The sequence below is a fragment of the Arthrobacter sp. MP_M4 genome, assembly GCF_035984855.1.
Lineage (GTDB): Bacteria > Actinomycetota > Actinomycetes > Actinomycetales > Micrococcaceae > Arthrobacter.
The window spans coordinates 152,477-177,119 of sequence record NZ_JAXCHX010000005.1; the positions used below are offsets into that span (position 1 = coordinate 152,477).

Annotated in this window: 23 protein-coding genes and 1 pseudogene; 18 read left to right on the forward strand and 6 right to left on the reverse strand. The window is 64.7% G+C overall.

Features of this window, described 5'->3' with window-relative positions; translation table 11 throughout:
- Positions 1 to 329 precede the first annotated feature (329 nt).
- Both RCH15_RS06995 and metE read left to right on the forward strand, forming a co-directional pair.
- Entirely contained in the window at positions 330 to 1,316 is a 987-nt protein-coding gene (locus RCH15_RS06995; RefSeq protein WP_326959390.1) for a methylenetetrahydrofolate reductase, read from the forward strand.
- Positions 1,317 to 1,362: 46 nt separating this feature from the next.
- Entirely contained in the window at positions 1,363 to 3,723 is a 2,361-nt protein-coding gene (gene metE, locus RCH15_RS07000; RefSeq protein ID WP_326959392.1) for a 5-methyltetrahydropteroyltriglutamate--homocysteine S-methyltransferase, read from the forward strand.
- Between the two features lie 110 nt (positions 3,724 to 3,833).
- Here the strand turns inward: metE and RCH15_RS07005 are convergent, their stop codons facing one another.
- Entirely contained in the window at positions 3,834 to 4,340 is a 507-nt protein-coding gene (locus tag RCH15_RS07005; protein WP_326959394.1) for a DUF2004 domain-containing protein, read from the reverse strand.
- A 100-nt stretch (positions 4,341 to 4,440) separates the two neighbouring features.
- Between RCH15_RS07005 and RCH15_RS07010 the strand changes: the two genes are divergently transcribed.
- Positions 4,441 to 5,859: an aldehyde dehydrogenase family protein gene (locus tag RCH15_RS07010; RefSeq protein WP_326959396.1), complete on the forward strand. Its 1,419-nt coding sequence runs from the start codon at positions 4,441 to 4,443 to the stop codon at positions 5,857 to 5,859.
- On the opposite strand, the gene RCH15_RS07015 is transcribed toward RCH15_RS07010, so the two are convergent.
- Positions 5,837 to 6,748, reverse strand: coding sequence for a LysR family transcriptional regulator (locus tag RCH15_RS07015; protein WP_326959398.1), 912 nt, complete (start codon positions 6,746 to 6,748; stop codon positions 5,837 to 5,839). The genes RCH15_RS07010 and RCH15_RS07015 overlap by 23 nt on opposite strands.
- A gap of 185 nt (positions 6,749 to 6,933) precedes the next feature.
- On the opposite strand from RCH15_RS07015, the gene RCH15_RS07020 reads away from it, so the two are divergent.
- From RCH15_RS07020 to nrdF, 9 genes are all read left to right on the forward strand, one after another.
- A complete protein-coding gene (locus RCH15_RS07020) occupies positions 6,934 to 8,343 on the forward strand; it encodes an NAD(P)/FAD-dependent oxidoreductase (protein WP_326959400.1) in 1,410 nt (469 codons plus the stop codon).
- The gene (locus tag RCH15_RS07025; RefSeq protein WP_326959402.1) at positions 8,340 to 9,068 is read left to right on the forward strand and encodes a DUF1365 domain-containing protein; all 729 of its coding nucleotides are present in this window, start codon (positions 8,340 to 8,342) and stop codon (positions 9,066 to 9,068) included. The genes RCH15_RS07020 and RCH15_RS07025 overlap by 4 nt, the downstream gene beginning before the upstream one ends.
- Before the next feature lie 2 nt (positions 9,069 to 9,070).
- Positions 9,071 to 10,438: a class I SAM-dependent methyltransferase gene (locus RCH15_RS07030; protein ID WP_442784508.1), complete on the forward strand. Its 1,368-nt coding sequence runs from the start codon at positions 9,071 to 9,073 to the stop codon at positions 10,436 to 10,438.
- On the forward strand, positions 10,435 to 11,691 hold the full coding sequence (locus RCH15_RS07035) for a cyclopropane-fatty-acyl-phospholipid synthase family protein (RefSeq protein ID WP_326959406.1): 1,257 nt from the start codon (positions 10,435 to 10,437) through the stop codon (positions 11,689 to 11,691). Before RCH15_RS07030 ends, RCH15_RS07035 begins: the two co-directional genes overlap by 4 nt.
- A 528-nt stretch (positions 11,692 to 12,219) precedes the next feature.
- On the forward strand, positions 12,220 to 12,465 hold the full coding sequence (gene nrdH, locus RCH15_RS07040; protein WP_326959408.1) for a glutaredoxin-like protein NrdH: 246 nt from the start codon (positions 12,220 to 12,222) through the stop codon (positions 12,463 to 12,465).
- 39 nt (positions 12,466 to 12,504) lie between these two features.
- Entirely contained in the window at positions 12,505 to 12,999 is a 495-nt protein-coding gene (gene nrdI, locus RCH15_RS07045) for a class Ib ribonucleoside-diphosphate reductase assembly flavoprotein NrdI (protein ID WP_326959410.1), read from the forward strand.
- 83 nt (positions 13,000 to 13,082) lie between these two features.
- The gene (gene nrdE / locus RCH15_RS07050) at positions 13,083 to 15,203 is read left to right on the forward strand and encodes a class 1b ribonucleoside-diphosphate reductase subunit alpha (RefSeq protein WP_326959451.1); all 2,121 of its coding nucleotides are present in this window, start codon (positions 13,083 to 13,085) and stop codon (positions 15,201 to 15,203) included.
- Between the two features lie 36 nt (positions 15,204 to 15,239).
- A complete protein-coding gene (locus RCH15_RS07055) occupies positions 15,240 to 16,034 on the forward strand; it encodes an NUMOD3 domain-containing DNA-binding protein (protein ID WP_326959412.1) in 795 nt (264 codons plus the stop codon).
- Entirely contained in the window at positions 16,031 to 17,005 is a 975-nt protein-coding gene (gene nrdF / locus RCH15_RS07060; protein ID WP_326959414.1) for a class 1b ribonucleoside-diphosphate reductase subunit beta, read from the forward strand. Before RCH15_RS07055 ends, nrdF begins: the two co-directional genes overlap by 4 nt.
- A gap of 43 nt (positions 17,006 to 17,048) precedes the next feature.
- Here the strand turns inward: nrdF and RCH15_RS07065 are convergent, their stop codons facing one another.
- The 3 genes and pseudogenes from RCH15_RS07065 to RCH15_RS07080 all read right to left on the reverse strand — a co-directional run bounded on the left by RCH15_RS07065 (position 17,049) and on the right by RCH15_RS07080 (position 18,408).
- Positions 17,049 to 17,540: a type I restriction enzyme subunit R domain-containing protein gene (locus RCH15_RS07065; RefSeq protein WP_326959416.1), complete on the reverse strand. Its 492-nt coding sequence runs from the start codon at positions 17,538 to 17,540 to the stop codon at positions 17,049 to 17,051.
- A gap of 84 nt (positions 17,541 to 17,624) precedes the next feature.
- Positions 17,625 to 18,013: pseudogene (locus RCH15_RS19080) on the reverse strand (hypothetical protein).
- Entirely contained in the window at positions 17,995 to 18,408 is a 414-nt protein-coding gene (locus RCH15_RS07080) for a DEAD/DEAH box helicase family protein (protein WP_326959418.1), read from the reverse strand. Before RCH15_RS07080 ends, RCH15_RS19080 begins: the two are co-directional and overlap by 19 nt.
- A gap of 218 nt (positions 18,409 to 18,626) precedes the next feature.
- Here RCH15_RS07080 and RCH15_RS07085 point away from each other — a divergent pair, with 218 nt between their 5' ends.
- From RCH15_RS07085 to fmdA, 6 genes are all read left to right on the forward strand, one after another.
- Positions 18,627 to 19,523 carry a hypothetical protein gene (locus tag RCH15_RS07085; protein WP_326959420.1) on the forward strand — a complete coding sequence of 299 codons (897 nt, stop codon included), beginning with the start codon at positions 18,627 to 18,629 and terminating at the stop codon, positions 19,521 to 19,523.
- A 148-nt stretch (positions 19,524 to 19,671) separates the two neighbouring features.
- Complete coding sequence (locus RCH15_RS07090) at positions 19,672 to 20,109, forward strand: fluoride efflux transporter FluC (protein WP_326959457.1); 438 nt, start codon at positions 19,672 to 19,674, stop codon at positions 20,107 to 20,109.
- On the forward strand, positions 20,106 to 20,474 hold the full coding sequence (gene crcB / locus RCH15_RS07095) for a fluoride efflux transporter CrcB (RefSeq protein WP_326959422.1): 369 nt from the start codon (positions 20,106 to 20,108) through the stop codon (positions 20,472 to 20,474). Before RCH15_RS07090 ends, crcB begins: the two co-directional genes overlap by 4 nt.
- Before the next feature lie 207 nt (positions 20,475 to 20,681).
- A complete protein-coding gene (locus RCH15_RS07100; protein ID WP_326959424.1) occupies positions 20,682 to 21,320 on the forward strand; it encodes an AmiS/UreI family transporter in 639 nt (212 codons plus the stop codon).
- 34 nt (positions 21,321 to 21,354) lie between these two features.
- Positions 21,355 to 21,642, forward strand: coding sequence for an FmdB family zinc ribbon protein (locus tag RCH15_RS07105; RefSeq protein ID WP_326959426.1), 288 nt, complete (start codon positions 21,355 to 21,357; stop codon positions 21,640 to 21,642).
- A gap of 32 nt (positions 21,643 to 21,674) precedes the next feature.
- Complete coding sequence (gene fmdA, locus RCH15_RS07110; protein ID WP_326959428.1) at positions 21,675 to 22,931, forward strand: formamidase; 1,257 nt, start codon at positions 21,675 to 21,677, stop codon at positions 22,929 to 22,931.
- A 649-nt stretch (positions 22,932 to 23,580) separates the two neighbouring features.
- Here fmdA and RCH15_RS07115 read toward each other — a convergent pair.
- A complete protein-coding gene (locus tag RCH15_RS07115; RefSeq protein WP_326959430.1) occupies positions 23,581 to 24,312 on the reverse strand; it encodes a GAF and ANTAR domain-containing protein in 732 nt (243 codons plus the stop codon).
- Between the last annotated feature and the right edge of the window lie 331 nt (positions 24,313 to 24,643).

Sequence of the window (24,643 nt, forward strand, 5' to 3'; positions counted from 1 at the left end):
AAGAAAATTCTGCCAGCACCCTGAATCCCGCGTAAAGCTGCGTCTTAATTCGGCAGCCGGGTTGAACCGCCGCCGCTCTGCACGTAGAGTTCCAACCAGTTACCTCAGTAACGTGTCAGCGATCCTCCGCTGAAGGCCAGCCCCTACGGCGGCCCAGGAGGGTGTGGGTGCCCCCATGTGGGCCTGACATTTGCTCACGGACAACCTCGTATCAGGCGTAACAGTCGCGGCTGCGTCCTGCCGGGTTCCCTCCGTGTTCCCCAACTCAACCCACCGGCGGCCCCCGTTTTCAACGGCGATCCTGCCGGTGCTTCCAGCCGAGGACGCAAATGTCTCCACCAAGCCTTATTGACACCCATCCACATCTCACCGGAACGGCCCCCGTAGCGCTGTCCTATGAACTGTTCCCGCCGCGCACAGCAGCGGCCGCCGAATCACTCTGGACCACCATCGGCGAACTGGAAAGCACGGACCCGGATTACGTGTCCGTGACGTACGGCGCCAGCGGCTCCAACCGGGCCACCGCCGTCGAACTCGTCACCCGCCTCGTCCAGGAGACCACCCTGCGGCCGCTGGCGCACCTGACGTGCGTGGGAAACTCTCCGCAGGAGCTCGCCGAGATCATCGGTGAGCTGCTCGACGTCGGCGTCCGTGGCATCCTGGCCCTGCGCGGCGACCAGCCCAGGGGCGACCAGCCCAAGGGAGACGTTGTCCCGCCCGGGCGGTCACTGCGGTACGCCCAGGACCTGATCGAGCTCATCCGCCGGGTCGAACAGCGCCGCTCCGCGCTGCTCTGCGCCGGCAAGGTGGCGGTCGGCGTGGCCGCCTACCCCACCCGGCACCCGGAATCACCGAGTGAGGCCCACGACGTCGAGGTGCTCCTGGCCAAGCAGCGCGCCGGCGCCGACTTCGCCATCACCCAGGTCTTCTTTCGTACCGAACAGTACGCAGACCTGCTGACCCGTGCCCGCCGGGCCGGCGTCACCATCCCGATCATCCCCGGCGTTATGCCGCTCACCAGCATCCGCCGGCTCAACCGGCTCGGCGAGCTGGCCGGAGTCGCACCGGACCCGGAACTGATTGAACGGCTGGCTGCGGCCGATACCGACGCCGAACGCACCCGGATCGGGGTCAGCGCCACCGTGGACCTGGCCAATGCGGCCCTGGCCGCCGGCGCCCCCGGGCTGCATCTCTATACCTTCAACGAACATACCGCCGCCCTCGACGTGCTGGACAAACTCGCACTGGCGCGTCCCCGGCGGACCCACCAGCGGAACCTTCAGCGCACGGCCGGCAGCCGCCGGCTCGCCAGCTGACCACCACTCTTCCTCTGCATCACACCACAAATTTTTAGGACATCTTATGACCATCACGAACACCCTTAACCCCGTTCCTTTCCCGGCTGCCTCGATCCTGGGCTACCCGCGCATCGGCCGGCGCCGGGAACTGAAGAAGGCGGTCGAAGCCTACTGGACCGGCACTCTCGATGCCGCGGCCCTCGACGCCGCCGCCAAGGACATTCAGCTCGGCACAGCCCGGCGCCTCCAGGAGCTCGGCCTTACCGAGGCTGCCGCCATCCCCGGCACCTTCTCGTATTACGACCAGGTGCTCGACGCCGCCGCCCACCTCGGCGCCGTTCCCGCCCGGTTCGGCGACCTCCTCAACGCCCAGGGCCAGCTGGACCTCGAGGGCTACTTCACGCTCGCCCGCGGCACCACCGACCAGCAGCCGCTGGAAATGACCAAGTGGTTCGACACCAACTACCACTACCTCGTCCCCGAAATCGGTCCGGAAACGAACTTCTCCCTGACCTGCGCCCGGATCGTCGAAGAGTTTGCCTACGCCCTCGCCAACGGTATTGAGACCCGCCCGTACATCGTCGGCCCGGTCACCTTCCTGCTGCTGAGCAAGGCCTCCGACGACGCCCCGGACGGCTTCAGCCCGCTGTCCCGGCTCGAGGACGTCCTGCCGGTCTACACGGCCCTGCTGGAAAAGCTCGCCGCCGCCGGCGCGAGCTGGGTCCAGCTCGACGAGCCCGCCCTCGTGGTGGACCAGGACACCGCGCCTGACGCGGTCCAGGCCGCCGTCGCCCGCTCCTACGAGGTGCTTGCCGCCGCCACGCGCCGCCCGCAGCTGTTCGTCTCCACCCCGTACGGTGCGCTCGACGGCCAGCTCGGCACCCTCGCCGCCACCGGCATCGACGCCCTGCACGTGGACGTCTTCAAAGGCGCCGTCCCCTCCGCGGCGGCCCTTGCCGCCCTGGGCAACAAGACCCTTGTCGCCGGCGTCGTGGACGGCCACAACATCTGGCGCAACGATCTCGCCGCCTCCGCGGCAAAAATCGCGGAACTGACGGCCTCCGTCGCCAAGCTGGCCGTCAGCACCTCCACCACCACCGCGCACGTCCCGCACGACGTCGACGAGGAAGTCCAGTTACCCGCGCAGCTGCGCAGCTGGCTCGCGTTCGCCGACCAGAAGGTCCGTGAGGTGGTCACCCTTGCCGGCCTGCTGACCGATCCGGCCACCGGTCTCCCGACACGGGATGTCCTGCCGGCCATCGAGGAGGCCACCCGCATCATCGCCGGACGCGCCGCGGCCGACGGTGTCCGCCGGACCGAGGTCCGCACCCGGACCGACGGCCTGACCGGTGCCGACTTCAGCCGCTCCGCTTACGGCGTCCGTGCAGCCGCACAGGCCACGGCCCTGCACCTGCCGCCGCTGCCGACCACCACCATCGGCTCGTTTCCGCAGACCGCTGAGATCCGCTCTGCCCGGGCCCGCGCCCACAAGGGCGAGCTCAGCACCGGGCAGTACGAACAGCTCATGAAGGATGAGATCCAGCGCGTGGTGCAGCTGCAGGAAGAGCTCGGTTTCGACGTCCTGGTCCACGGCGAGCCCGAGCGCAACGACATGGTCCAGTACTTCGCGGAGAACCTTGAAGGCTTCGATGTGACCGTGCACGGCTGGGTCCAGTCCTATGGCTCCCGGTGCACCCGCCCCTCGATCCTGTGGGGCGACGTCACCCGCCGCGCCCCCATCACGGTGGAATGGGCCCGTTACGCGCAGTCCCTGACGAACAAGCCGATGAAGGGCATGCTCACCGGCCCGGTCACCATCCTCGCCTGGTCCTTCGTCCGCGACGACCAGCCGCTCGGCGAGACCGCCAACCAGGTGGCCCTGGCCCTCCGCGACGAAATCGCGGACCTCGAAGCGGCCGGCATCAAAATCATCCAGGTGGACGAGCCCGCGCTGCGCGAGCTCCTGCCGCTGCGCACGGCCGGCCAGGCCGCGTACCTGGACTGGTCGGTAAAGGCCTTCCGCCTCGCCACCGCCGGCGCCGGTGACGCCACGCAGGTCCACACGCACCTGTGCTACTCCGAGTTTGGCGCCATCATCGACGCCATCGACGGCCTCGACGCCGACGTCACCTCGATCGAGGCGGCCCGCTCCCGCATGGAAGTGGTCCACGACCTCGAGTCCCATGGCTTCGGCCGCGGCGTGGGTCCGGGCGTGTACGACATCCACTCGCCGCGGGTGCCGGGGGAGCAGGAAGTCACCGACCTGCTGGGTACGGCCGTCAGGCACGTTCCGGCCCGCCAGCTCTGGGTCAATCCGGACTGCGGCCTGAAAACCCGCGGCTACGCCGAAACGGAGGAGTCGCTGCGCAACCTGGTCGCGGCCACCCGGACAGTCCGCGCCGGCCTGCTCGAAGCGGCCAAGTAGCTGCACCACAGCTGAAGTGAACCAACGACGCCGGCCGGCCACCCCTCACGGGTGACCGGCCGGCGTCGTACGTTTTCACCGCTCGAAAGGCCTGGTTTGCAGCAGCCGGTTCAGGATTCCCAGAGAATTTCGTCGTCCACGACGCCGTCCTCGTCCGCGGACGCCACCAGGACCTCGTCCGTGAAGTGTTTGCCGAGCGTGAAGTCCAGGACGAAGTAGCGTTCCGGCTGGCCGGGGAAGATGCCCACGTGCCCCAGCTTGAGGGCCTTGAGGAACACGGCGTCGGTGAGCTGGTTCTTGTCCTCGACGCCGAAGACCTTCTTCAAGTGCTCGTCCTTGATGGCGTTGCAATGGAAGTGCCGGTACTCCTGCGGGCTGGTGCCGTCCTGTTCGAGTTCATCGGCGATCATTTCACGGACCTGATCCACCAGTTCGGGAAGGAAACGCAGCCGGTAGTCCACCTTGTGCATGGCCGCTTCGTCGAAGTGGTCATGGGCGTTGACGTTGAGGTCAAGCTCCACCAGTTCACCGGCCAGTTCATGCTTGGCGGTGAAGTTATGGTCCCTTCCGTGGTTGAGCTGCACCTCTCCGAAGTGTTTGCTCGCTACCTTGTTCATAACTTCAACATAGCCCTGAAAACCGGCCCATTCCAGCATTCCCAAGGTTTTATCCGGTACCGCACCGCCCGCGGGTCCACGGGACCGGTACATTGAGCGGATGCAAACTGTTGCCCCCGCCGTCGTCCGCGCCCGTGAACTTTACAACAGCGGAGCCACCCGGCCGCTGGCCTGGCGGCTCGAGCAGCTGGCCAGCCTGCGCCGCATGCTGGCCGAGCGGCGCACCGAATTGACCGAGGCGCTGGCAAGCGACCTAGGCAAACACCCCACCGAGGCGCTCCTGACGGAGATCGGATTCGCCGACGCCGAGACCGCCCACCTTCAAAAGCACCTTGAAGGCTGGCTGCGGCCCCGCCCCGTCCCCGTGCCGCTCGCCGTCCAGCCCGCCAAAGCCTGGACCGAGCTGACCCCGCTGGGGGTGGTGCTGGTGATCGGTCCCTGGAACTACCCGCTGCAATTGCTGCTCGCTCCCCTTGCCGGCGCCCTCGCCGCCGGCAACACCGTGGTGCTCAAGCCCAGCGAACACGCCCCGGCCACTTCGGCCGCCCTGGCACGCTGGATTCCGGAGTACCTGCCCGGCGCGGCAGAGGTCGTCGAGGGCGGCATCCCGGAGACCACGGCACTGCTGGCGATGCCCTTCGACCACATCTTCTTCACCGGCGGGGAAGCCGCCGCCAAGGTGGTGCTGCGCGCTGCGGCGGAGCACCTGACGCCGGTAACCCTGGAACTGGGCGGCAAGTCCCCGGCCTATGTCGACTCCTCCACGGACCTTGCCAACGCGGCCAAACGGATCGCGTGGGGCCGGTTCCTGAACGCCGGGCAGACGTGCGTGGCGCCGGACTACGTCCTCGCCACCGAGGACGTGCTGGTTCCGCTGCAGCGTGAGCTGGTCACGGCCATCGCGGCGCTCTTCGGCCCGGACCCGGCCCGCAGTGAGTCCTACGGCAGGATCATCAACGACCAGCACTTCGCCCGGCTCGCGGGCCTCGCCGACGCCAGCACCGTCGTCCACGGCGGGGAACGGGACGCGGCCACCCGCCACTTCGCCCCCACCCTGCTCCGTCCCGCCCCCGGGGACACCGTGATGGGGGAGGAGATCTTCGGTCCGCTGCTCCCGCTGGTTCCCGTCGCGGGGCGCGAGGAAGCCATCCGGATGATCAATGACCGCGCCAAGCCCCTGGCGCTCTACGTGTTCAGCAGCGACGCCGCTACCCGCCGGGCATTCGCCGAGCGGACGTCCTCGGGAGCCCTGTGCTTCGACGTCCCCGCGGCGCACCTCATGGTTCCCGGGCTGCCCTTCGGCGGGGTCGGCGGCAGCGGCATGGGCGCCTACCACGGGGAGCACTCCGTGCGGACCTTCTCCCATGAACGCTCCACCCTGGCCAAACCCCAGCGGCCGGACACGCTGGCACTGATCTACCCGCCCTACACCCGGACCAAGCACCGGCTCATCAACGCGCTCACCGGGATGGGGACCGGACTTCTCCACGGACTCTTTAAACGGCCCCGCGGGAACTGAACGTATCCGCGAGCAAGTCCAGGAAGAGCTGAACCTGGGCGGTCTGCTTTTCGTTGATCAGCAGGGCAAAGACGTTGCGGGCCAGCCGGATCTCGGGAACGTCCAGCACCACCACCCCGGCGGGGCGGTGCCGCAGGGCCAGCTCCGGAACCAGTGCTGCGCCCAGCCCGGCCGCCGCCATCTCCAGGCTCGCGTGGAAATCATCGCTGTACGCCACCACCCGGGGATGGAGGTTGCAGCTGGCAAAGAGCCGCTCGATCACCGTGGCATCGGACGTGCCCGGATGGTGCACAATCCACGGCATGTCCGAGAGGTGGTCCGCGGCGACCTTGGAATCGGTGCCGATGCCCCAGGCGGCCGGCAACACCACCCGGAAGTCGTCGTCGCCGATCCACTGCCGGTTCACGGTGTGCGGCCAGGCGAGGCCGGACTGCCCCACCTGATAGACCAGCGCGACGTCGAGTTCGCCGCCGGTGCGCAGGCCCGCAATGGTCTGGGCCGGCTCCGCGACCGAGACCCGCAAATCGATGCCGAGTTTCTTCCAGGCCGGGTTCGCCAGGATCCGCGGCAAAACGTACGTGGCCAGGCTGGGGAAAATCCCCAACCGGAGTTCCTGCCGGGTGGTGTCTGCGGTGCGGGACGCCGCCGCCATCAGCGCCTCGATGTCCGTGAGGACCTTCGCCGCATGCCGGGTCATGACCTGGGCGGCCTCGGTCGGATGGATGCTGCGGGCCGAGCGCAGGAACAGCTCGACGCCGGCGTCCCGTTCCAGGGCGGACATCTGCTGGGACACCGCCGACGCCGTATACCCGAGCCGGGCGGCGGCCGCTGCGAAGGACCCCAGCCGGGTCACTTCGACAAGGGTCCGCAGGTGAACGGGGTTGATCAAGGGGCTGCCCTTCGCAGGTTCCGGTGAGGCGGGACCGCAATCCCGCTTCATTCTGGCACATTGGACTCGTGCGGAACGCTGGAAAGTCGCACACATCCGTTGGGCGGCCGGCGACGAATTGTCCATAAGACGATTCCGCCGTCACCACCGAGGCAATCGATGGACCAGTCAACAGGAGCAGATCAGTGTCAGACGCAGCAGGGATTCCGCAGGGCCGGCGAGTAGCCGTGATCGGCAGCGGGGTGGCAGGACTCACCGCCGCGTACGTGCTGAACCGGCAGGATACCGTCACCCTCTTCGAAGCGGATTCCCGGCTGGGCGGCCACGCCCACACCCACGATGTCGCGCAGGCCGGCGGCCCGGATCTCCGGATCGACACCGGCTTCATCGTCCACAACGAACGGACCTACCCCACGCTGCTGCGGCTTTTCGCCGAGCTGGGCATCGAAACCCAGGACTCGGAGATGTCCATGTCCGTCCGCTGCGACGGCTGCGGGCTGGAATACGCCGGAGCCCGGGCCAAGGGCCGGGGCATCCTTCCCGGGCCGGCCACCCTGCTGCGCGGACGCTACCTGCTGATGCTGCTGGAGGTGATGCGCTTCTACCGCAAGGCCCGCGTCTTGCTGGCCGAAGGTCCCCCCGCCGGGGACAGCACAGGGAAGGCGGAGCTGACCCTGGGCCAGTTCCTCTCCCGGGAAAAGTTCAGCACCTACTTCATCTCGCACTTCATGACCCCGATCGTGAGCGCCGTCTGGTCCTGCGACCCGACCACCGCGCTCGCCTACCCGGCCCGCTACCTCTTCACCTTCCTGGGCCATCACGGGCTGCTCGGAGTCTCCGGCTCCCCGCAGTGGCGCACCGTCACCGGCGGCTCACGCAGCTATGTGGACAAGCTCGCCGCCACGCTGCCGGACATCCGCCTCGCCAGCCCGGTTGCCGGAGTGCGACGCCACGCGGACGGCGTGGAACTGACGTATGGGAGCGCCGACGGCGGCCTCCGCACCGAGGCGTTCGACGCCGTCGTGATCGCCACCCACCCGGCCCAGGCGCTGGCCATGCTCACCGACGCCTCGGCTGCGGAGCAGGCCGCCCTGGCCGGCATGCCCTACTCGGTCAACCACACCGTGTTCCACCGCGACGACGCCGTGCTGCCCGCCAGCGACAACGCCAAGGCCTCCTGGAATTACCGGCTGCCCTCCTGCGACGCCCGCCCCGACAAGGTCCTGGTCAGCTACGACATGACCCGGCTGCAGCGGCTGGACCCCGCGGACGGCGGACGCTACATCGTCAGCCTTGGCGAATCCGAGCTCATCGCGGATACCGACGTGCTGGACCGGATGGTCTACGAACACCCGCAGTACACGCCGGACTCGCTCCGCGCGCAGGAACAGATCCTGGCCCTGGGCGATGACCGGCTGGCCTTCGCCGGCGCCTACCACGGCTGGGGATTCCACGAGGACGGCGCCCTCTCCGGTGTCCGGGCAGCTGAACGGCTGGGACGCGGCTGGAACCACCCCGCCGTCGCCCTGAACGAGGAGTACCGGGCCGTCGCCGTCGACCCTGACCTGCAGAGCGCCGCCGCGGAGGGCGCATGAGCACCGCCGCCATCTACCGCACCTCGATCGCCCATGTGCGCCGCAGCCCGCTGAAGAACGCGTTCACCTACCGCAGCTACAGCTGGTACGTCGACGTCGACCGGCTCCCTTCCCTGCCCCGCCTGCTCCGTCCCCTCGCCGGATTCCGGGTGGCGGACCACCTGGGCAACCCGGACGGCACCCTGCGCGGCAACGTGGAGGCGTTCCTCGCCAGCCGGGGGATCGAGCCCGACGGCGGCCGGATCACCATGCTGGCCAGCGCCCGGGTGTTCGGGCACGTCTTCAATCCGCTCAGCTTGTTCTGGTGCCATGACGCCGCCGGGGAGCTGCGCTGCGTGGTCGCCGAGGTGCACAACACCTACGGCGAACGGCACTGCTACCTCCTCGAAACGGACGGCGCCGGCCGCGCCAGCGTCCCCAAGGCCTTCTACGTCTCGCCCTTTAACGATGTCGACGGCCAGTACCGGATGAGACTCCCGGAACCCGGCGAACGCCTTGCCGTCTCGATCGTCCTGGAGCGCGACGGGCAACAGCCCTTCCTCGCGAGCATGGACGGGAAACGCCGCGAGGCCACCGTGCCGAACATCCTCGCTGCGGCGCTCGCGGTTCCGGCGGCACCCCTGCGGGCCGCGGCGCAGATCCGCTGGCAGGGCATCAAGCTGTGGGCGCGCCGGCTGCCCATCATCAAACGACCACACCACCCCTCACAGGAGGCAGTTCAGTGACAATGACCGAAGCGACCGGATCAGGCGCGGCGCGCCGGGCCAACGAGGCAGCTGCCCCCTATACGGTCCCGCAGCCGCCCGCGGTGGTGGACGCCGCCATATGGCCCAGCATCGCCGCCGTTCCCGCCACCCTCAAGGCCCGGGTGGCCGGACGGGCCGCGGATGCCATCTTCAAGGCTGCCGTCCGCCGGCTGCCGCTGGAGGTCCGCTACCCGGACGGCACCGTCCTGGGCCAGGCCGCGACGCCGGGGCGCACCTATCCCGTCATGACCATGAACCGTCCCGCGGACTTTGCCGCCCGGCTCGGCGACGGCGGCCTGATCGGCCTGGGCGAGTCCTTCATGGCCGGCGACTGGGACGCTGACAACCTCACCGCCGTCATGGAGGTCTTCGCCGCCCGTGTCGGAACCCTCGTGCCGGAGCCACTGCAGAAACTGCGTGCCTTCTACCTTCCGCGCCAGCCGCGGAAGGAACGCAACACCGAGCAGAACACCCGCTCCAACATTTCACGGCATTACGACCTCTCCAACGAACTCTTCGGCACCTTCCTCGATGCCACCATGACCTACTCCAGCGCGCTCTTCCCGGAAACCGGCGACGCGCTGAAGACCGTCGCCTGGGACGGGTTCGCCGCCGCGCAGCAGGCCAAGATCGACCGGTTGCTGGACAAAGCCGGCGTCGGGCAAGGCACCCGGGTGCTGGAAATCGGCACAGGCTGGGGTGAACTCGCCCTCCGGGCCGCCCAGCGCGGCGCCACCGTCTACTCCGTCACGCTCTCCAGCGAACAGCAGGAACTGGCCCGCAAACGCGTCGCCGACGCCGGGTACACCGACGCCGTCACCATCGAGCTCAAGGACTACCGCGCGGTCGAAGGCGAGTACGACGCCGTCGTGTCCGTTGAGATGATCGAGGCGGTCGGCTTCGAGTACTGGGCCACGTACTTCCAGACCATCGAGCGCGTCCTCGCGCCTGGCGGAAAGGTCGCCATCCAGGCCATCACCATCGCCCACGACCGGCTCATGGCCACCCGCACCAGCTACACCTGGGTGCACAAGTATATTTTCCCGGGCGGAGTTATCCCCTCGGTCCGCGCCATCGAGGACATCACCGAAAAGCAGACCGGGCTGCGGGTGCGCGAACGCCTCGCCATGGGGGAGCATTACGCCCAGTCCTTGCGGCTCTGGGAGGAACGCTTCATGGCCCGCTCCGCCGACGTCCGCGCTTTGGGCTTCGATGAGATCTTTCAGCGGATGTGGCTGTTCTACCTCTGCTACTCCCGGGCAGGCTTCGAGACCGGCTACCTGGACGTGCAGCAGATCGTGCTGGACCGCCGGACCGCCGGCGAAACCCGCAACGGATCCGCCAAATGACCGCCCCGATCGCGGAACTCATCGAAGAGGTCCTGCGGCCACTGGCCGGCGGGGACCTCCCCGTCCGGATCATCGCCTGGGACGGCAGCGAAGCCGGCCCGGCCGGCGCCCCCGTGGTCCGGCTGAACTCACCGGACGCCATCCGGCGGCTGCTCTGGGCGCCGGGGGAACTGGGCGCCGCCCAGGCCTACGTCACAGGAGAGCTCGACGTCGACGGTGACCTCAATTCCGCGCTGGAACATCTCTGGAAAGTGGTGCGGGACCGTGGCCTCACCGGAATCCGGCCCACCCCGGCGGTGCTGGCCGGCGTCGCTAAGATTGCCCGGGCCGCCGGGGCGCTCGGCGCACCGCCCGCGCCGCCCGCCAGCCAGGCCCGGGTCAAAGGACGGCTGCACAGCCTCCTGCGTGACCGCGCCGCCATCAGCCACCACTACGATCTCAGCAATGATTTCTACGCGCTGATCCTGGACCCGCAGATGGCCTACTCCAGCGGGTACTGGACGGACCGGATCGAGAACGGCAGCTCTGCCCCGGGGTATGGCCTGGAGGACGCGCAGCGGGACAAACTCGACCTGGTCTGCCGCAAAATCGGGCTCAAGCCCGGCATGCGGCTGCTGGACATCGGTTGCGGCTGGGGATCGCTGAGCCTGCACGCCGCCCAGCACTACGGCGTCGACGTCGTCGGCGTCACGCTGTCCATCGAGCAGAAGGCGTTCATCGACGCCCGTATCCGCGAACGCGGCCTGGAAGGCCGGGTGGACATCCGCATCCAGGACTACCGGGAGATCCCGGACGGCCCGTTCGACGCCGTCGCGTCCCTGGAGATGGGCGAACACGTGGGCCAGCGGAACTACCCCGTGTACGCCGCCGCACTGTTCAACAACGTCACCCCCGGCGGCAAAGTCCTGGTCCAGCAGATGTCCCGGCACGGCAAGCACCCTGGTGGCGGACCCTTCATCGAGTCCTTCATCGCCCCGGACATGCACATGCGCCCGGTCGGGGAGACCCTGGGTTTCCTGGAGGACGCGGGCCTGGAAATCGAGGGCGTGCAGGGCATGCGACGGGACTACGTGCGGACCCTGGAAGCCTGGTACGCGACGTTCGAAGAGAACCACGACGCCGCCGTCGCCATGATGGGCGAGGAGATCGCCCGCGTGTGGCGGCTCTACCTGGTGGGGGCACTGCGCAGCTTCGCCGAGCGCCGGATGGGCGTGGAACAGATCCTCTGCAGCCGGCCGGAGACGGGTTACTAGGCCTGGCGTCAGGTCACTTCCGCTCACGAAGCGGACTTCTGTCCTCGGAGGCGGGCACCCGGCGGGTGCCCGCCTCCGGCGTGTTTCCGGACACCCCACCCAGTGCTTAACGGCACCCCGGACCACGATCCCATGGCGGGCCGACACGCCGTCTTCTGTGCGACACGCAGGGGAGTTAACTGTGCAAAGGTTCCCCACAGCCTGTGGATTTCGTCCTGCAAAAGGGCGGAAATACGGACTTTTTGCGGCACCCCGCCTGTGGACTGCCGGTGCATTAAATGACATACTTGTAATACATCATCTAGGGGTCCACATCGGGGTCCTGCACAACATGTAGTATCGAGATACAGTTTCAGCGGAGCATAAAAGCTCCCGGCACGGCCAGTAACGGACCAGTTTTCCGGTCCGGACCGGCCCGCCCGGACTGCTGGCACCAGAGACACACACCAGACCCAGCGCGGACGCAACAGACAGCCCCGCAGCAGACAACACGCAGTACCAAAGACTTCAACAAAGGGGACAGGGACCATGACCGTTACGGTTTACACGAAGCCGGCCTGTGTTCAGTGCAACGCAACATACCGCGCGCTGGACAAGAAGGGCATCACCTACCAGAGCGTCGACATCTCGCAGGATGCGGATGCCCTCGAGCGCCTGAAGGCCCTCGGCTACATGCAGGCTCCGGTTGTCGTCACGGACCAGGACCACTGGTCCGGATTCCGCCCCGACAAGATCGAGGAACTGGCGCAGGCGTACTCAGTCGCCGTCGCCTGAACCGCTTCGCAGGACAACACGTCAGATGAGGTGACTCGCATGGCCCCAGTTGCAACGGCAGCGGCCCGCCCGCCGCTGGCAGCAGGCTCCCGGGACGAAGGCGAAGCCCGGATCACCGCCAGCCACCTCATCTATTTCTCCTCCACCTCGGAAAACACCGCACGCTTCGTCCGGAAGCTGGGCATCGACGCCGCCAGGATTCCCCTCCATGCGAGGGAGCCGGGCCTCGTGGCCACCGAACCCTACGTGCTGGTGCTTCCCACCTATGGCGGCACCGGGGGAGACGGGTCCGTTCCGAAGCAGGTCATCCGCTTCCTGAACGATCCGCGCAACCGCCGGCAGCTCCGTGGGGTGATCGGGGCGGGCAACACGAACTTTGGGGACAACTACTGCATGGCCGGCGACATCATCGCCGCGAAATGCCAAGTCCCGCACCTCTATCGATTTGAACTCATGGGGACGCCGGAAGACGTCAGCCGGGTACAACAAGGATTGGAAGAATTTTGGACACGACTGTCGCAGACACAGAAGTAACCGGATCGGCCGCACACGCCGCCGCCGGGAAGGCCGGCAACACCGCCGTCGAGAAGCACACCGTTCCGGGGGAGAAGCCGGTCATGCCGGCCGCCTTCCAGGGCCTTGGCTACCACGAGCTCAATGCCATGCTGAACCTGTACGGCCCGAACGGGGAGATCCAGTTCGAGGCCGACCGCGAGGCCGCGCACCAGTACTTCCTGCAGCACGTGAACAACAACACCGTGTTCTTCCACGACCTCGAGGAAAAGCTCGACTACCTCGTGAAGAACGAGTACTACGAGCGCGAAACCCTCGACCAGTACACGATGAACTTCATCCGCGAGCTCTACAACCGCGCCTACAAGAAGAAGTTCCGCTTCGAGACCTTCCTCGGCGCGTTCAAGTTCTACACCTCCTACACGCTGAAGACGTTCGACGGAAAGCGCTTCCTGGAACGCTACGAGGACCGCGTCTGCATGGTGGCCCTGCACCTGGCCCGCGGCGATGAGCAGCTGGCCCTGCAGATGGTCGATGAGATCATCGAAGGCCGCTTCCAGCCGGCCACCCCCACGTTCCTGAACGCCGGCAAGCGCCAGCGCGGCGAGCTGGTCTCCTGCTTCCTGCTCCGCATCGAAGACAACATGGAATCGATCGGCCGGTCCATTAACTCCGCCCTGCAGCTCTCCAAGCGCGGCGGCGGCGTGGCGTTCGCGCTGACCAACATCCGCGAGGTCGGCGCGCCGATCAAGCAGATCGAGAACCAGTCCTCCGGCGTCATCCCCGTGATGAAGCTCCTCGAGGACAGCTTCTCCTACGCCAACCAGCTCGGTGCCCGCCAGGGCGCGGGAGCGGTGTACCTGCACGCGCACCATCCGGACATCTACCGCTTCCTGGACACCAAGCGCGAGAACGCGGACGAGAAGATCCGCATCAAGACCCTCTCGCTCGGCGTCGTGATCCCGGACATCACCTTCGAGCTGGCCAAGAAGGACGAGGACATGTACCTGTTCTCGCCGTACGACGTCGAGAAGGTCTACGGCATGCCGTTCTCCGACGTCTCGGTCACCGAGAAGTACTACGAAATGGTGGATGATTCCCGGATCAAGAAGACCAAGATCAAGGCCCGGGAGTTCTTCCAGACCCTCGCCGAGATCCAGTTCGAATCCGGCTACCCGTACATCATGTTCGAGGACACCGTGAACCGGGAAAACCCGATCGACGGCAAGATCATCATGTCCAACCTGTGCTCCGAGATCCTCCAGGTCTCCCAGCCCACCACGTACCACGATGACCTCTCCTACGAGACCACCGGCAAGGACATTTCCTGCAACCTGGGTTCGCTGAACATCGCGAAGGCCATGGACTCGCCGGACTTCGGCCTGACCATCGAGACGGCCATCCGGTCCCTCTCGGCCGTCTCGGACATGTCCAACATCACCTCGGTGCCCTCGATCGCCCGCGGCAACGACCAGTCCCACGCCATTGGCCTGGGCCAGATGAACCTGCACGGCTACCTGGCCCGCGAGCGGGTCCACTACGGTTCCGAAGAGGGCCTGGACTTCACCAACATCTACTTCTACTCGGTGGTGTTCCACGCCGTCCGCGCCTCCAACCTGCTGGCCATCCAGACCGGCCAGACCTTCGGCGGCTTCGAGAAGTCCAAGTACGCAACAGGTGAGTTCTTCGACAAGTACACCAACCAGGAATGGGTTCCGCAGACCGCCAAGGTGGCTGAGCTGTTCCAGAACATCCACATCCCCACCCAGGATGACTGGCGCGAGCTGAAGGCTTCCGTCATGGAGCACGGCATCTACAACCAGAACCTGCAGGCCGTTCCGCCCACCGGCTCGATCTCCTACATCAACAACTCCACCTCCTCGATCCACCCGGTGGCGTCCAAGATCGAGATCCGCAAGGAAGGCAAGCTGGGCCGCGTTTACTACCCGGCGCCGTACCTGACGAACGACAACCTGGAGTACTACCAGGACGCGTACGAGATCGGCTACGAGAAGGTCATCGACACCTACGCCGCTGCCACGCAGCACGTGGACCAGGGCCTGTCCCTGACGCTGTTCTTCAAGGACACCGCCACCACGCGCGACATCAACCGGGCCCAGATCTACGCCTGGAAGAAGGGCATCAAGACCATCTACTACATCCGTCTCCGCCAGCTCGCGCTGGAAGGGACTGAGGTGGAAAATTGTGTCTCGTGTATGTTGTAATCAACTGAAATAGGTTGATTTTCTTTAGGGGATGAAATGATGGAACCGACGACGGCGACGGGCGGCTTGGTCTACGGCATCCGGCTTAGGCGGGAGGTCGAGTACCGCTATGTCGGTATCACGACTAAGACGGCCAGTCGTCGTTTCCATCAGCACCTGCGCGTTGCCGCTGAAGGGCGAAAGACGCCCTTCTACGATTGGGTGCGAAAGCAGAATCCGACTGATCTCATTGCAGATGAATTGGACTGGATCGAAGGCCTGCCCGAGCTGGGGCAGGCCGAGATCGATTGGATCAGCTACCTCCGAGGCGAAGGCGATCGACTGCTGAACCTTTCGGATGGCGGTCTTGGTCCTACGGGAGTTGTGTGGACGGAAGAGATGCGGGAAGCCGCAAGTATCCGTGGCACGGGTCGGAAAGGGCTGAGCCGGCCCGGTTCTGCAAATCCGTTTTACGGAGGAAGGCACAGCCCGGAGCAGCGCAAGAAGTGGGAAGTGAGTCGCAAAGGAACCAACGCAGGTGCGACCAACCCGAACTTCGGGAAGCTCGGAGCGGACCACCCAAGCTTTGGCCATACGATGAGTGAGGAATCACGGAGGGCTCTTTCCGACGCCAGGAAGGGGCCGGGGAATCCTAACTTTGGCAAGAAGCTAAGCGCTGAAACCCGGGCGAAGCTGTCAGCCGCTCAAAAAGGCAAGCCCAAGCCTGCCAGCCAGCGCAGCGCACACACCAGACATCACACCAACAAAGGCATCGAGAACGCCGAGTGCAGCTATTGCATCGAGGACTCAGCCAAACCCAGTTTCTCTGCAGAAAGCGAGTCGGAGTCATGACAGCAAAAGTAAAGCTTCTCACCCATGTTGATGCGATCAACTGGAACCGCATCCAAGACGAGAAGGACGTTGACGTCTGGAACCGCCTGGTTAACAACTTCTGGCTGCCGGAGAAGATCCCGCTGTCCAACGACGTACAGTCGTGGGCGACGCTGACCCCGGACGAGCAGCAGCTCACCATGCGCGTGTTCACGGGCCTGACCCTGCTGGACACCATCCAGGGCACCGTCGGCGCCGTCTCGCTGATCCCGGATGCGCTCACTCCGCATGAAGAGGCCGTCTACACGAACATCGCCTTCATGGAGTCCGTGCACGCCAAGAGCTACTCCTCCATCTTCTCCACGTTGGCCTCCACCAAGGAGATCGACGAGGCCTTCCGCTGGTCCACCGAGAACGCGAACCTGCAGAAAAAGGCGCAGATCGTCATGGACTACTACCAGGGCGACGACCCCCTGAAGCGCAAGGTGGCCTCCACGCTGCTGGAGAGCTTCCTGTTCTACTCCGGTTTCTACCTGCCGATGTACTGGTCCTCCCGGGCCAAACTGACGAACACGGCGGACCTGATCCGCCTGATCATCCGCGACGAGGCCGTGCACGGCTACTACATCGGCTACAAGTTCCAGAAGGGCCTGGAGGGCCTGTCCGAGGAGCGCAAGCAGGAAATCAAGGACTACACCTTCGAACTGCTTTTCGAGCTGTACGAGAACGAGGTCCAGTACACGCACGACCTCTACGACTCCGTCGGCCTCGCCGAGGACGTCAAAAAGTTCCTGCACTACAACGCCAACAAGGCGCTGATGAACCTGGGCTACGAGGCCATGTTCCCGGCCTCCGTCACCGACGTGAACCCGGCCATCCTGTCGGCGCTGTCACCCAACGCGGACGAGAACCACGACTTCTTCTCGGGGTCGGGTTCGAGCTACGTGATTGGCAAAGCTGTTAACACTGAGGATGATGACTGGGACTTCTAGGTCGTCCTTGTCGTCGTCCTCCGTGGAAAAAGCGGCCCCGCACTTAGGTGCGGGGCCGCTTTTGTGGCGGCCTTGAACTCGGGTCGGAACGTTTCTCGCCCTCGGCTGGCGAATTTCCGGGGGTGTGGACGTCACGGAGGTAGTTAACGGCGCCCAGAGTCGCGTTCAGAATGGCCCGGGGGCCGCCCTCGAGCCAGACGGCCTTCCGGACGTAGCCGACCAATAGCCCTCGGATGGCTTCCACGCGGCCACCGACCAGGCCAACAGCCTCATCGATGTTCTTCCTGACAGGCTTCTTGTCCTGGTCCGAGCGCGTGTACTCGCCCAGCGCCTCGGCCAGGTTCTCCGCCAACGGCGCATACGCCACCAGCAACCCGTCCTCCTGGCCGCGGAAGGTGCGGTTCACACGGACCAGGGTCTGCATCAGCAGCGCACCCTTGAGCGGCCGGTTGAGATACAGGGTGCGCAGGGGAGGGGAGTCGTAGCCGGTGAGCATCATGTCCTTGACGATCACCAGCTCAAGCTCCTCGGCCACGTCTTTGAGCCTGGCCTTGCCCTGGTGGCCTTGCCCGGCGCCTCGATGAACTTGTGCATCCGGGCGCTGCGGCTTCCCAGTGCGCTACGCGCCCAGGGTCGACTCATCGGCTGCCCGGTCCAGAATTTCCTCCGTAACCTCCGAAGCTGGTCCCACCTTGATCAGCCGCGGCTCGAAGTAGACCGCCACCGTGGCGCCGTCTTCCACGGCCCGGGAGAGATCGTAGACGTCGATGTAGCCGCCGAAGATGTCCTGGGTCTTGCGGTCGTCGAACGAGATTGGGGTGCCGGTGAAGGCGATCAGCGTGGCGTGCGGAGGTGCCGCGCGTAGCCGTCGAGGTCGCCGTAGTGATTGCGGTGCGCCTTGTCCGCCACCACGACGATGTTCGGCCGGTCGGACAGCAGCGAGTGGTCGGTGCCGGCGTCCTTCTCGGCCTTGCTGCGGTCGAACTTCTTCAGCGTGGTGAAGTAGATACCGCCGGTGGTGCGGCCAGCATGAGGCTGCGCGAGAAGCCCTCGAACAGCTGCCCGTCGAGTTCGTTGCGGTCCGTAATGACCACGACGGTGGGGTTCTTCACCCGGGGATCCCGGGCCACCAGGTTGGTGCAGAGCTCCATCTCCATGGATTTGCCCGAGCCCTGCGTGTGCCAGACGACGCCGGCCTTGCCGTTGCTTTCCGCGGTCTGGACGGTGCTGCCCACGGCCTTGGTCACGGCGAAGTACTGGTGCGGCTTGGCGGTGCGTTTGGTGAGCCCGCCGGAGCCGCCGTCGAACGCGGTGAAGCTCTGCAGGAGCTGCAGGAAACGGTCCTGGTTACACAGACCGTGCAGGGCGGTTTCCGGTGCCGTGACGGCTTCGCCGTCTTCCATGCATCCGGGTGCCAGGGGGACACCGTCGTCATCGACGTTCGCCCTGGATGAGGGTGACCTGGTTGACGGCGAGCCAGTCGTTCTGGTCCGGGTCCGTGCTGAGCAGCCGGATGGTTTCCTTGGGCTGTAGCGTTCCATGCTGCAGCTTAAGCCAATTCTTTCATTCCCGTCCGTTGGCAGGTGTGATTGCGGTTCCATCAGAGCCGCACAGTTCTAAGATGGCAGGACAAGCAGTCAAGGCGAATGTCACTTGTGGCCGGGCGGATGTGACCAGCATGGCGAAAGAGGCACCGAGGCAAGGCCAGCATTCAATGTCGGACGACGCCGCCACCGACTACCGCCCGGTGCGCCGGGATGAAGCCTTTGGTGCTATCGAGGAGCTGCTGCGCGGCCTGCAGGGTCTGGATGGGGCGTTCTTCAGCACTCCAGGCCTGACCTCGAGCGAGGCCGCGTTTGACTACCATTTCTTGGTCCTGGACCTCCGCGTCAACCGCCCGACGGACTGTTTCAAGATGTGCCATGAGTCCAGCGGTGACGACTTGACGGCAGTCCTCGGCGTCGGTAGGGGCCTGGCCAGCCTGGAGGACCTTCACCACCAAGAACTGATTCTGATCGCCGGGCGGGCCTCGGGCAGGGATCAACCGAGTATGCTCACCCCACGGGAGAAGGCCAAGCAGGACGGCGCCATTACTGGGATAATCAACCCTGCGTCGGAAGTCGGCTGGCTGGAATGCTGCAATCCGCGGGCTGTCCGCAGGCCTGCGGGCAGGGCCAACCATCTGGCCGACGACTCCTTGCCCATCCGCAACATGCCGGGCATGCCCGGTGGGACGAGGGTGGATATGGTGCCAGCCCAGCAACACCGTGGAACGCCGCGCAGAGAACTTCAGCACAGTGGCCTACCCGACGTCGGTGGGTTGTGCCACCGCCTGTTAGCCGAAAACAAGCGTTTCGGTGCCGCTGGATTCTGTGGGGATGTGAGCGGGACGCCCACGGCAGAATCCGTGCCTGTGCGCCTCGAAGCCGTCCGCTGGGCATGCAGTGCCGGCCTGGATTGCGGCCAGAAGCAGATCGTTTACGGGGCAACCGCGTCAGGCATTAGGCCGGTCCCGTGATTCCACAGCCTTGGTTCCAAGCGGAGCGGATTAGCTGATGAGCGCCAGCGGGCCAGGTCCTACGGATGGGCTCGGCGAGCAGACCGCCGTTCCTTCAGCAAGGAAGCCAGGCCGATACGGACTGAGAGCCTCCTATATTGCGCTGGTCATGGTTGGCGGAGGAGCCGGCGTTCTGTCGCGTTATGGGCTTGACGAGACGGTTCCATCCTCGTCCGGATGGCCGCTCGCCACGCTGCTCATCAATTTGTCAGGGGCGTGGGCCCTCGGAGGATTGCTGGAGGCGCTCCACCGCCGCGGACCAGACATTGGAATTCGACGTAGTCTTCGGCTTCTGCTTGGCACAGGTTTTCTTGGCGGTTTCACGACCTACAGTGCTCTGGCGCTCCAATCGGTGCTGCTCCTGGCGCTGGAAGACAACTCGAGTGCAACGCTGTACTTAGCTCTGAGCCTTTTCGGCGGCGCACTCGCCAGCTGGGCCGGCATCTGGTGCGGCGCGGCGTTCGACAGGAGGACTCTCTCGCGCCGCCCGGCTTCGGGAACGAAGATTCCCCGAAATCGGGACCTTCTCAAGGAGGAGAATCCATGACCGTACTTCTGCTGACTCTGGCTGGGGCTGCCGGGGCCGGGACTCGATTCGTTCTCGACAGTCTCGTGAGGCCAAAAGTGCCGACTCCATTGCCACTGTCAACGATGGCCATCAACGTGGGCGGCTCTCTCCTGCTTGGTGTGCTTGCCGGCGCGGTGTTGGCGGCCCGGGTTCCGGCGGAATGGCAAACGATTCTCGGGACGGGTTTTCTGGGCGGATACACCACGTTCAGCACTGCCAGTGTAGAAACCATCCGGCTGATTCAATCCCGGCGGGGCGGCCTGGCCGTCGTCTATAGTCTGGGAACACTGGTCCTGTCTTTGGCGGCCGCCGCCACCGGCGTCGGCCTGGGCAGGCTCCTGTAGCCCTTGATACTTTTCCGGCGCCGGGCCTTTCTCCGCGCTCCCTGCACCGGTATGGGCCTAAAGTCCCTATACCGGTGTGCAGGCGACGGCCATCCTTTAGGCGTATACCGATCTCACGGGCAACCGGGTTAATGCGTCCCTGTCGCCCGGAACAACCGCAGGGGATTCCAGTACTGCACTTTTTATTCATATGTCGATGGAGCTGACATGGGCAGCGTGGGTTTGCTTTACGTAGGAGCAGTTCTATTCATCAACGGACTGATGCTCGTCGGTGTCATCCCGGGCAAGTCGGCCGCTATCCTCAACTTCTTGGTGGGAACCATGCAAGTGGTCTTCCCCACAATCATCATTATTCAAGCCAATGGGAACTTATCGGTAATCTTTGGCGCCGCCGGGCTGTATCTTTTTGGCTTCACCTATTTGTATGTAGGCGTGCTCCAGATGACAGGCATTAGCGGCGAAGGCCTCGGATGGTTTTCGCTCTTCGTTGCCGCTTGCGCAGTTGTCGTCGGGTACCTGCAATTCAGCTTGGTCGCCGATCCGGTCTTTGGCGTCATCTGGTGGGTGTGGGCTGTACTCTGGTTCCTTTTCTTTCTTCTTCTGGGGCTGAACAAAACATCACTAACCAAGATGACGGGCTGGTTCACAGTGTTCATCAGTCATCTGACTGGTACCATCCCCGCGTTCTTCCTGCTGCTCGGCCGCTACGAGACCAACAACACACTCGCGGTACTGGTCGCGGCCGTGGCCGCCGTCTCGCTGGCGGCCGCATTCTTCCTGGGACGGAAGTCGATGCGAAGCAGCGCTCAACCGGGCCCAGCCACGAACGCGGTCCAGACCGCTTGACACAATTGCCCCGGGGGCAGAGAGGAACCACTCCATGGCTATCTATGAGTACCGCTGCCCCGACGACTCGCCGTTCGAGGTATCCCACCGGATCGGGGAGGCTCCGGATTCACTGGCGTGCCCATCCTGCGGCAAACCATCCCGCAGGATGATCAGTGCACCACACCTATCCAAGGCGGGTTCCGCGGCGTTCGGGCTCATTGATTCCACTCAGCGCAGTGCATCCGAACCTGAGATTGTGAACTCGCAGATTCCAGGCACCCCCCGTCGTGTCCAGTCATATTCATCCAACCCGTTACATCGGAAACTGCCGCGACCCTGATAGCCGGAGCGGCACCCTTCAAAGGAGATGCAATGCCAGCAAAGATATTTTCCCTGGACTCCAGCAAGAAGTTCGAGGATCAGGAAAAGATCGGCCATAACCGATGGCACCCTGACATTCCGCCAGTCGCGACGGTCAAACCCGGAGATTCATTCCGGGTGGACTGCCGGGAATGGTTCGACGGGGCGATCGTGAACGATGACTCCGCGGAAGATATCCTCAACGCCCCGTTGCTGACGGTACACAAACTCAGCGGACCCTTCGCAATCGAAGGCGCCAAACCCGGTGACCTGCTGGTAGTGGACATCCTGGACGTCGGCCCGATCCCGCAGGAGGATTCCGGCCCTCTGGCCGGACAGGGCTGGGGCTACACCGGCATTTTCGCCAGAAACAACGGAGGGGGGTTTCTCACCGAACAATTCCCCGACGCGTACAAAGCCATCTGGGACTTCACCGGCCAGATCGCAACTTCCCGGCACGTACCGGGCGTTTCGTTTACCGGGCTGATCCACCCCGGGCTGATGGGGACGGCCCCCTCAGCCCAGCTGCTGGCAAAGTGGAACAAACGCGAGGGTGACCTTATAGCCACAGACCCCAACCGCGTGCCGCCCTTGGCTCTTCCGCCCGAGGCCGGGCACGCGCTCCTTGGACATCTTCCGCAGTCCGATTTCGACCGGGTGGCAGCCGAAGCGGCCAGGACCGCGCCCCCACGGGAAAACGGCGGAAACCAGGACATCAAGAACATGTCCAAGGGCACCCGCATTTTCTACCCGGTGTTCGTAGACGGAGCCAACCTGTCTTTGGGAGACCTCCACTTCTCGCAGGGCGACGGCGAGATCACTTTCTGCGGCGCCATAGAGATGGGTGGTTTCATTGATCTTAGGGTGGACCTGATCAAGGGCGGCATGGAAACCTATGGAGTGAGCGAAAATGCCATCTTCATGCCCGGCCACGTCGATCCGCAGTTCAGTCAGTGGCTGGCGTTCTCCGGCACCTCGGTAACACTGGACGGTGAACAGCGCTACCTTGACTCGCATCTCTCCTATCAGCGGGCATGTCTTCATGCCATCGACTACCTAAGCAAATTCGGGTATAGCCCCGAGCAGGCATACGTTATTCTCGGCGCCGTGCCCATCGAGGGGCGCCTCTCCGGCGTGGTGGACATCCCCAACTCCTGTTCCACGGTCTACATTCCGACAGCAGTCTTCGATTTCGATGTACGACCATCCGCTTCCGGGCCCCACCAAATCGATCCCGGAAGGGGAGTACCGAGGGCCGCCAACCGATAGCCTTACTTATTCATTGTGGAGGGCTCCCGGCCAATGCTGTGCTGGCCGGGACCTCCCGACAGCACCCAGCCCGGTGCCCAAATCCTTGACCCACACCGGTCTCAAGCAAATGATTGATAAATGAGACAGACTGGCCCCTTCCCAGGGCCGTCAGGTGTGACCGTTGGTTCAGAACCGCGATTTTTGACCGTTTGATTGGCGGTTTCAGTTGATACCGGTGACGAACGTTGAGCGCATGTCAACGCTGCCGAGTCGGTGGCTGGAATTATGGGTACGTGACAGGCCACCCCCTTGTTGACAGGCCGCTGCGGTTCCTCACCCTGCAGTAGGTAGCCAACGAGTTGAACATGAAGTACAGCACCGTCCGAGCACTCATCAAGTGAGGGGAGTCGCTGGCGATTCAGGTCGGCAGCCGAGGACCGCGGCGCATTGAACGCGCCAAGCTCGAGGACAACATGGGACTTGGTTGGGACCCAGAGCAGCTGGACTGCTACCGGGGGCCCAACCAAGACAAGACGACCCAGTCCTGGTTGTGCCATGCCCTGCGGGGCTGCACCGGGTTGACTTCACGCCAAGTGATTCTTGAGGTCGGCGTCTGTTTCGAAGGCTCGATCCTTCGGAGCCGCCTCGTTAGAATCGGTTGGTGCTTTTATGATTCGAAGTGAGTCCGGACAGTTCCGACGGAGAGCTGTTCAATGAGTGCTGTGGCTACGTCACGCAGTTTTTGGTTGCGGTGGCTGGAGACCTTGGTCAGGATTTCCATGGCCTCGGTTTGGGGGCATTTGTTTTGCGCCATGATGACCCCGCAGGCCACGTCGATGGCGGTACGCCTGGTCATCGCTTCCTGGAAGTCTTTGGCTCGTCCCAGCGCAGCGTCAATCCGGACGGAGAGTTGCAGCGTGTTGTGTGCGGCGGCGGCGAAGCCGGCGGCTTTGGCGTACACATCCGGGGTGAATGCAGCCGGTTTGGATGCGAAGAAGTTCAATGCTGCAGTGGCACTGCCGCTGATCTCCAGCGGCACGCCCAATGAGCTGTACACGCCCCGTTCTGCGAATTGGCGGTTCAACCCCGGCCACCGGAGATCCGATGTGACGTCATTGAGAAATACTGGCGACATCTCCCGGAGGGCCGTTATGCAGGGCCCGTCCCCTAACGCCTGTTCCATTTGGTCCAGCTCAAGGGCACGCTCGCTGCTGGCTGCAGCGGTCGAGGGCTTACGACGAATCTTGACGGTGACGGCACATTCGACGTCGTCACCGGCAACCTCCGAAACGGCGGCCGCAGCAAGCTTCGAGAGACCGGATAGAAACTCGACGGCATTCTTGGCGTCCACCAGAACCGACTGGAGTTCGACGGGCACGTCATTCGCATGATTGGACATTCAAGCATTCTACTCTTGCCCGCCTAACGGCAACGTTGCTAGAGCACCCGAGACGTGGAGTTCTGCTATGAGGGAATGCTGGAGTGTGTCCGAATGCTGAGAAGCCCCGAAGGAGGGTATGGGCGTCGTCGTCATCCCTCTGCCATGGGCGGCGATCCCTTCGAAGCCATCCCTCCGGGGTCTGTGCTGCCCCGACGCCACCACAAGTGATAAGGTCGCTTAGTATCTCGTTGCGTCTAGGGCGTGTCTCCTAAATGAGGGGGTCGCTGGCTGGAATGCTTGTTGGGTGTCGCGAACATCTGTTTTGAGTGATGGCCAGTGGTCCCGGATT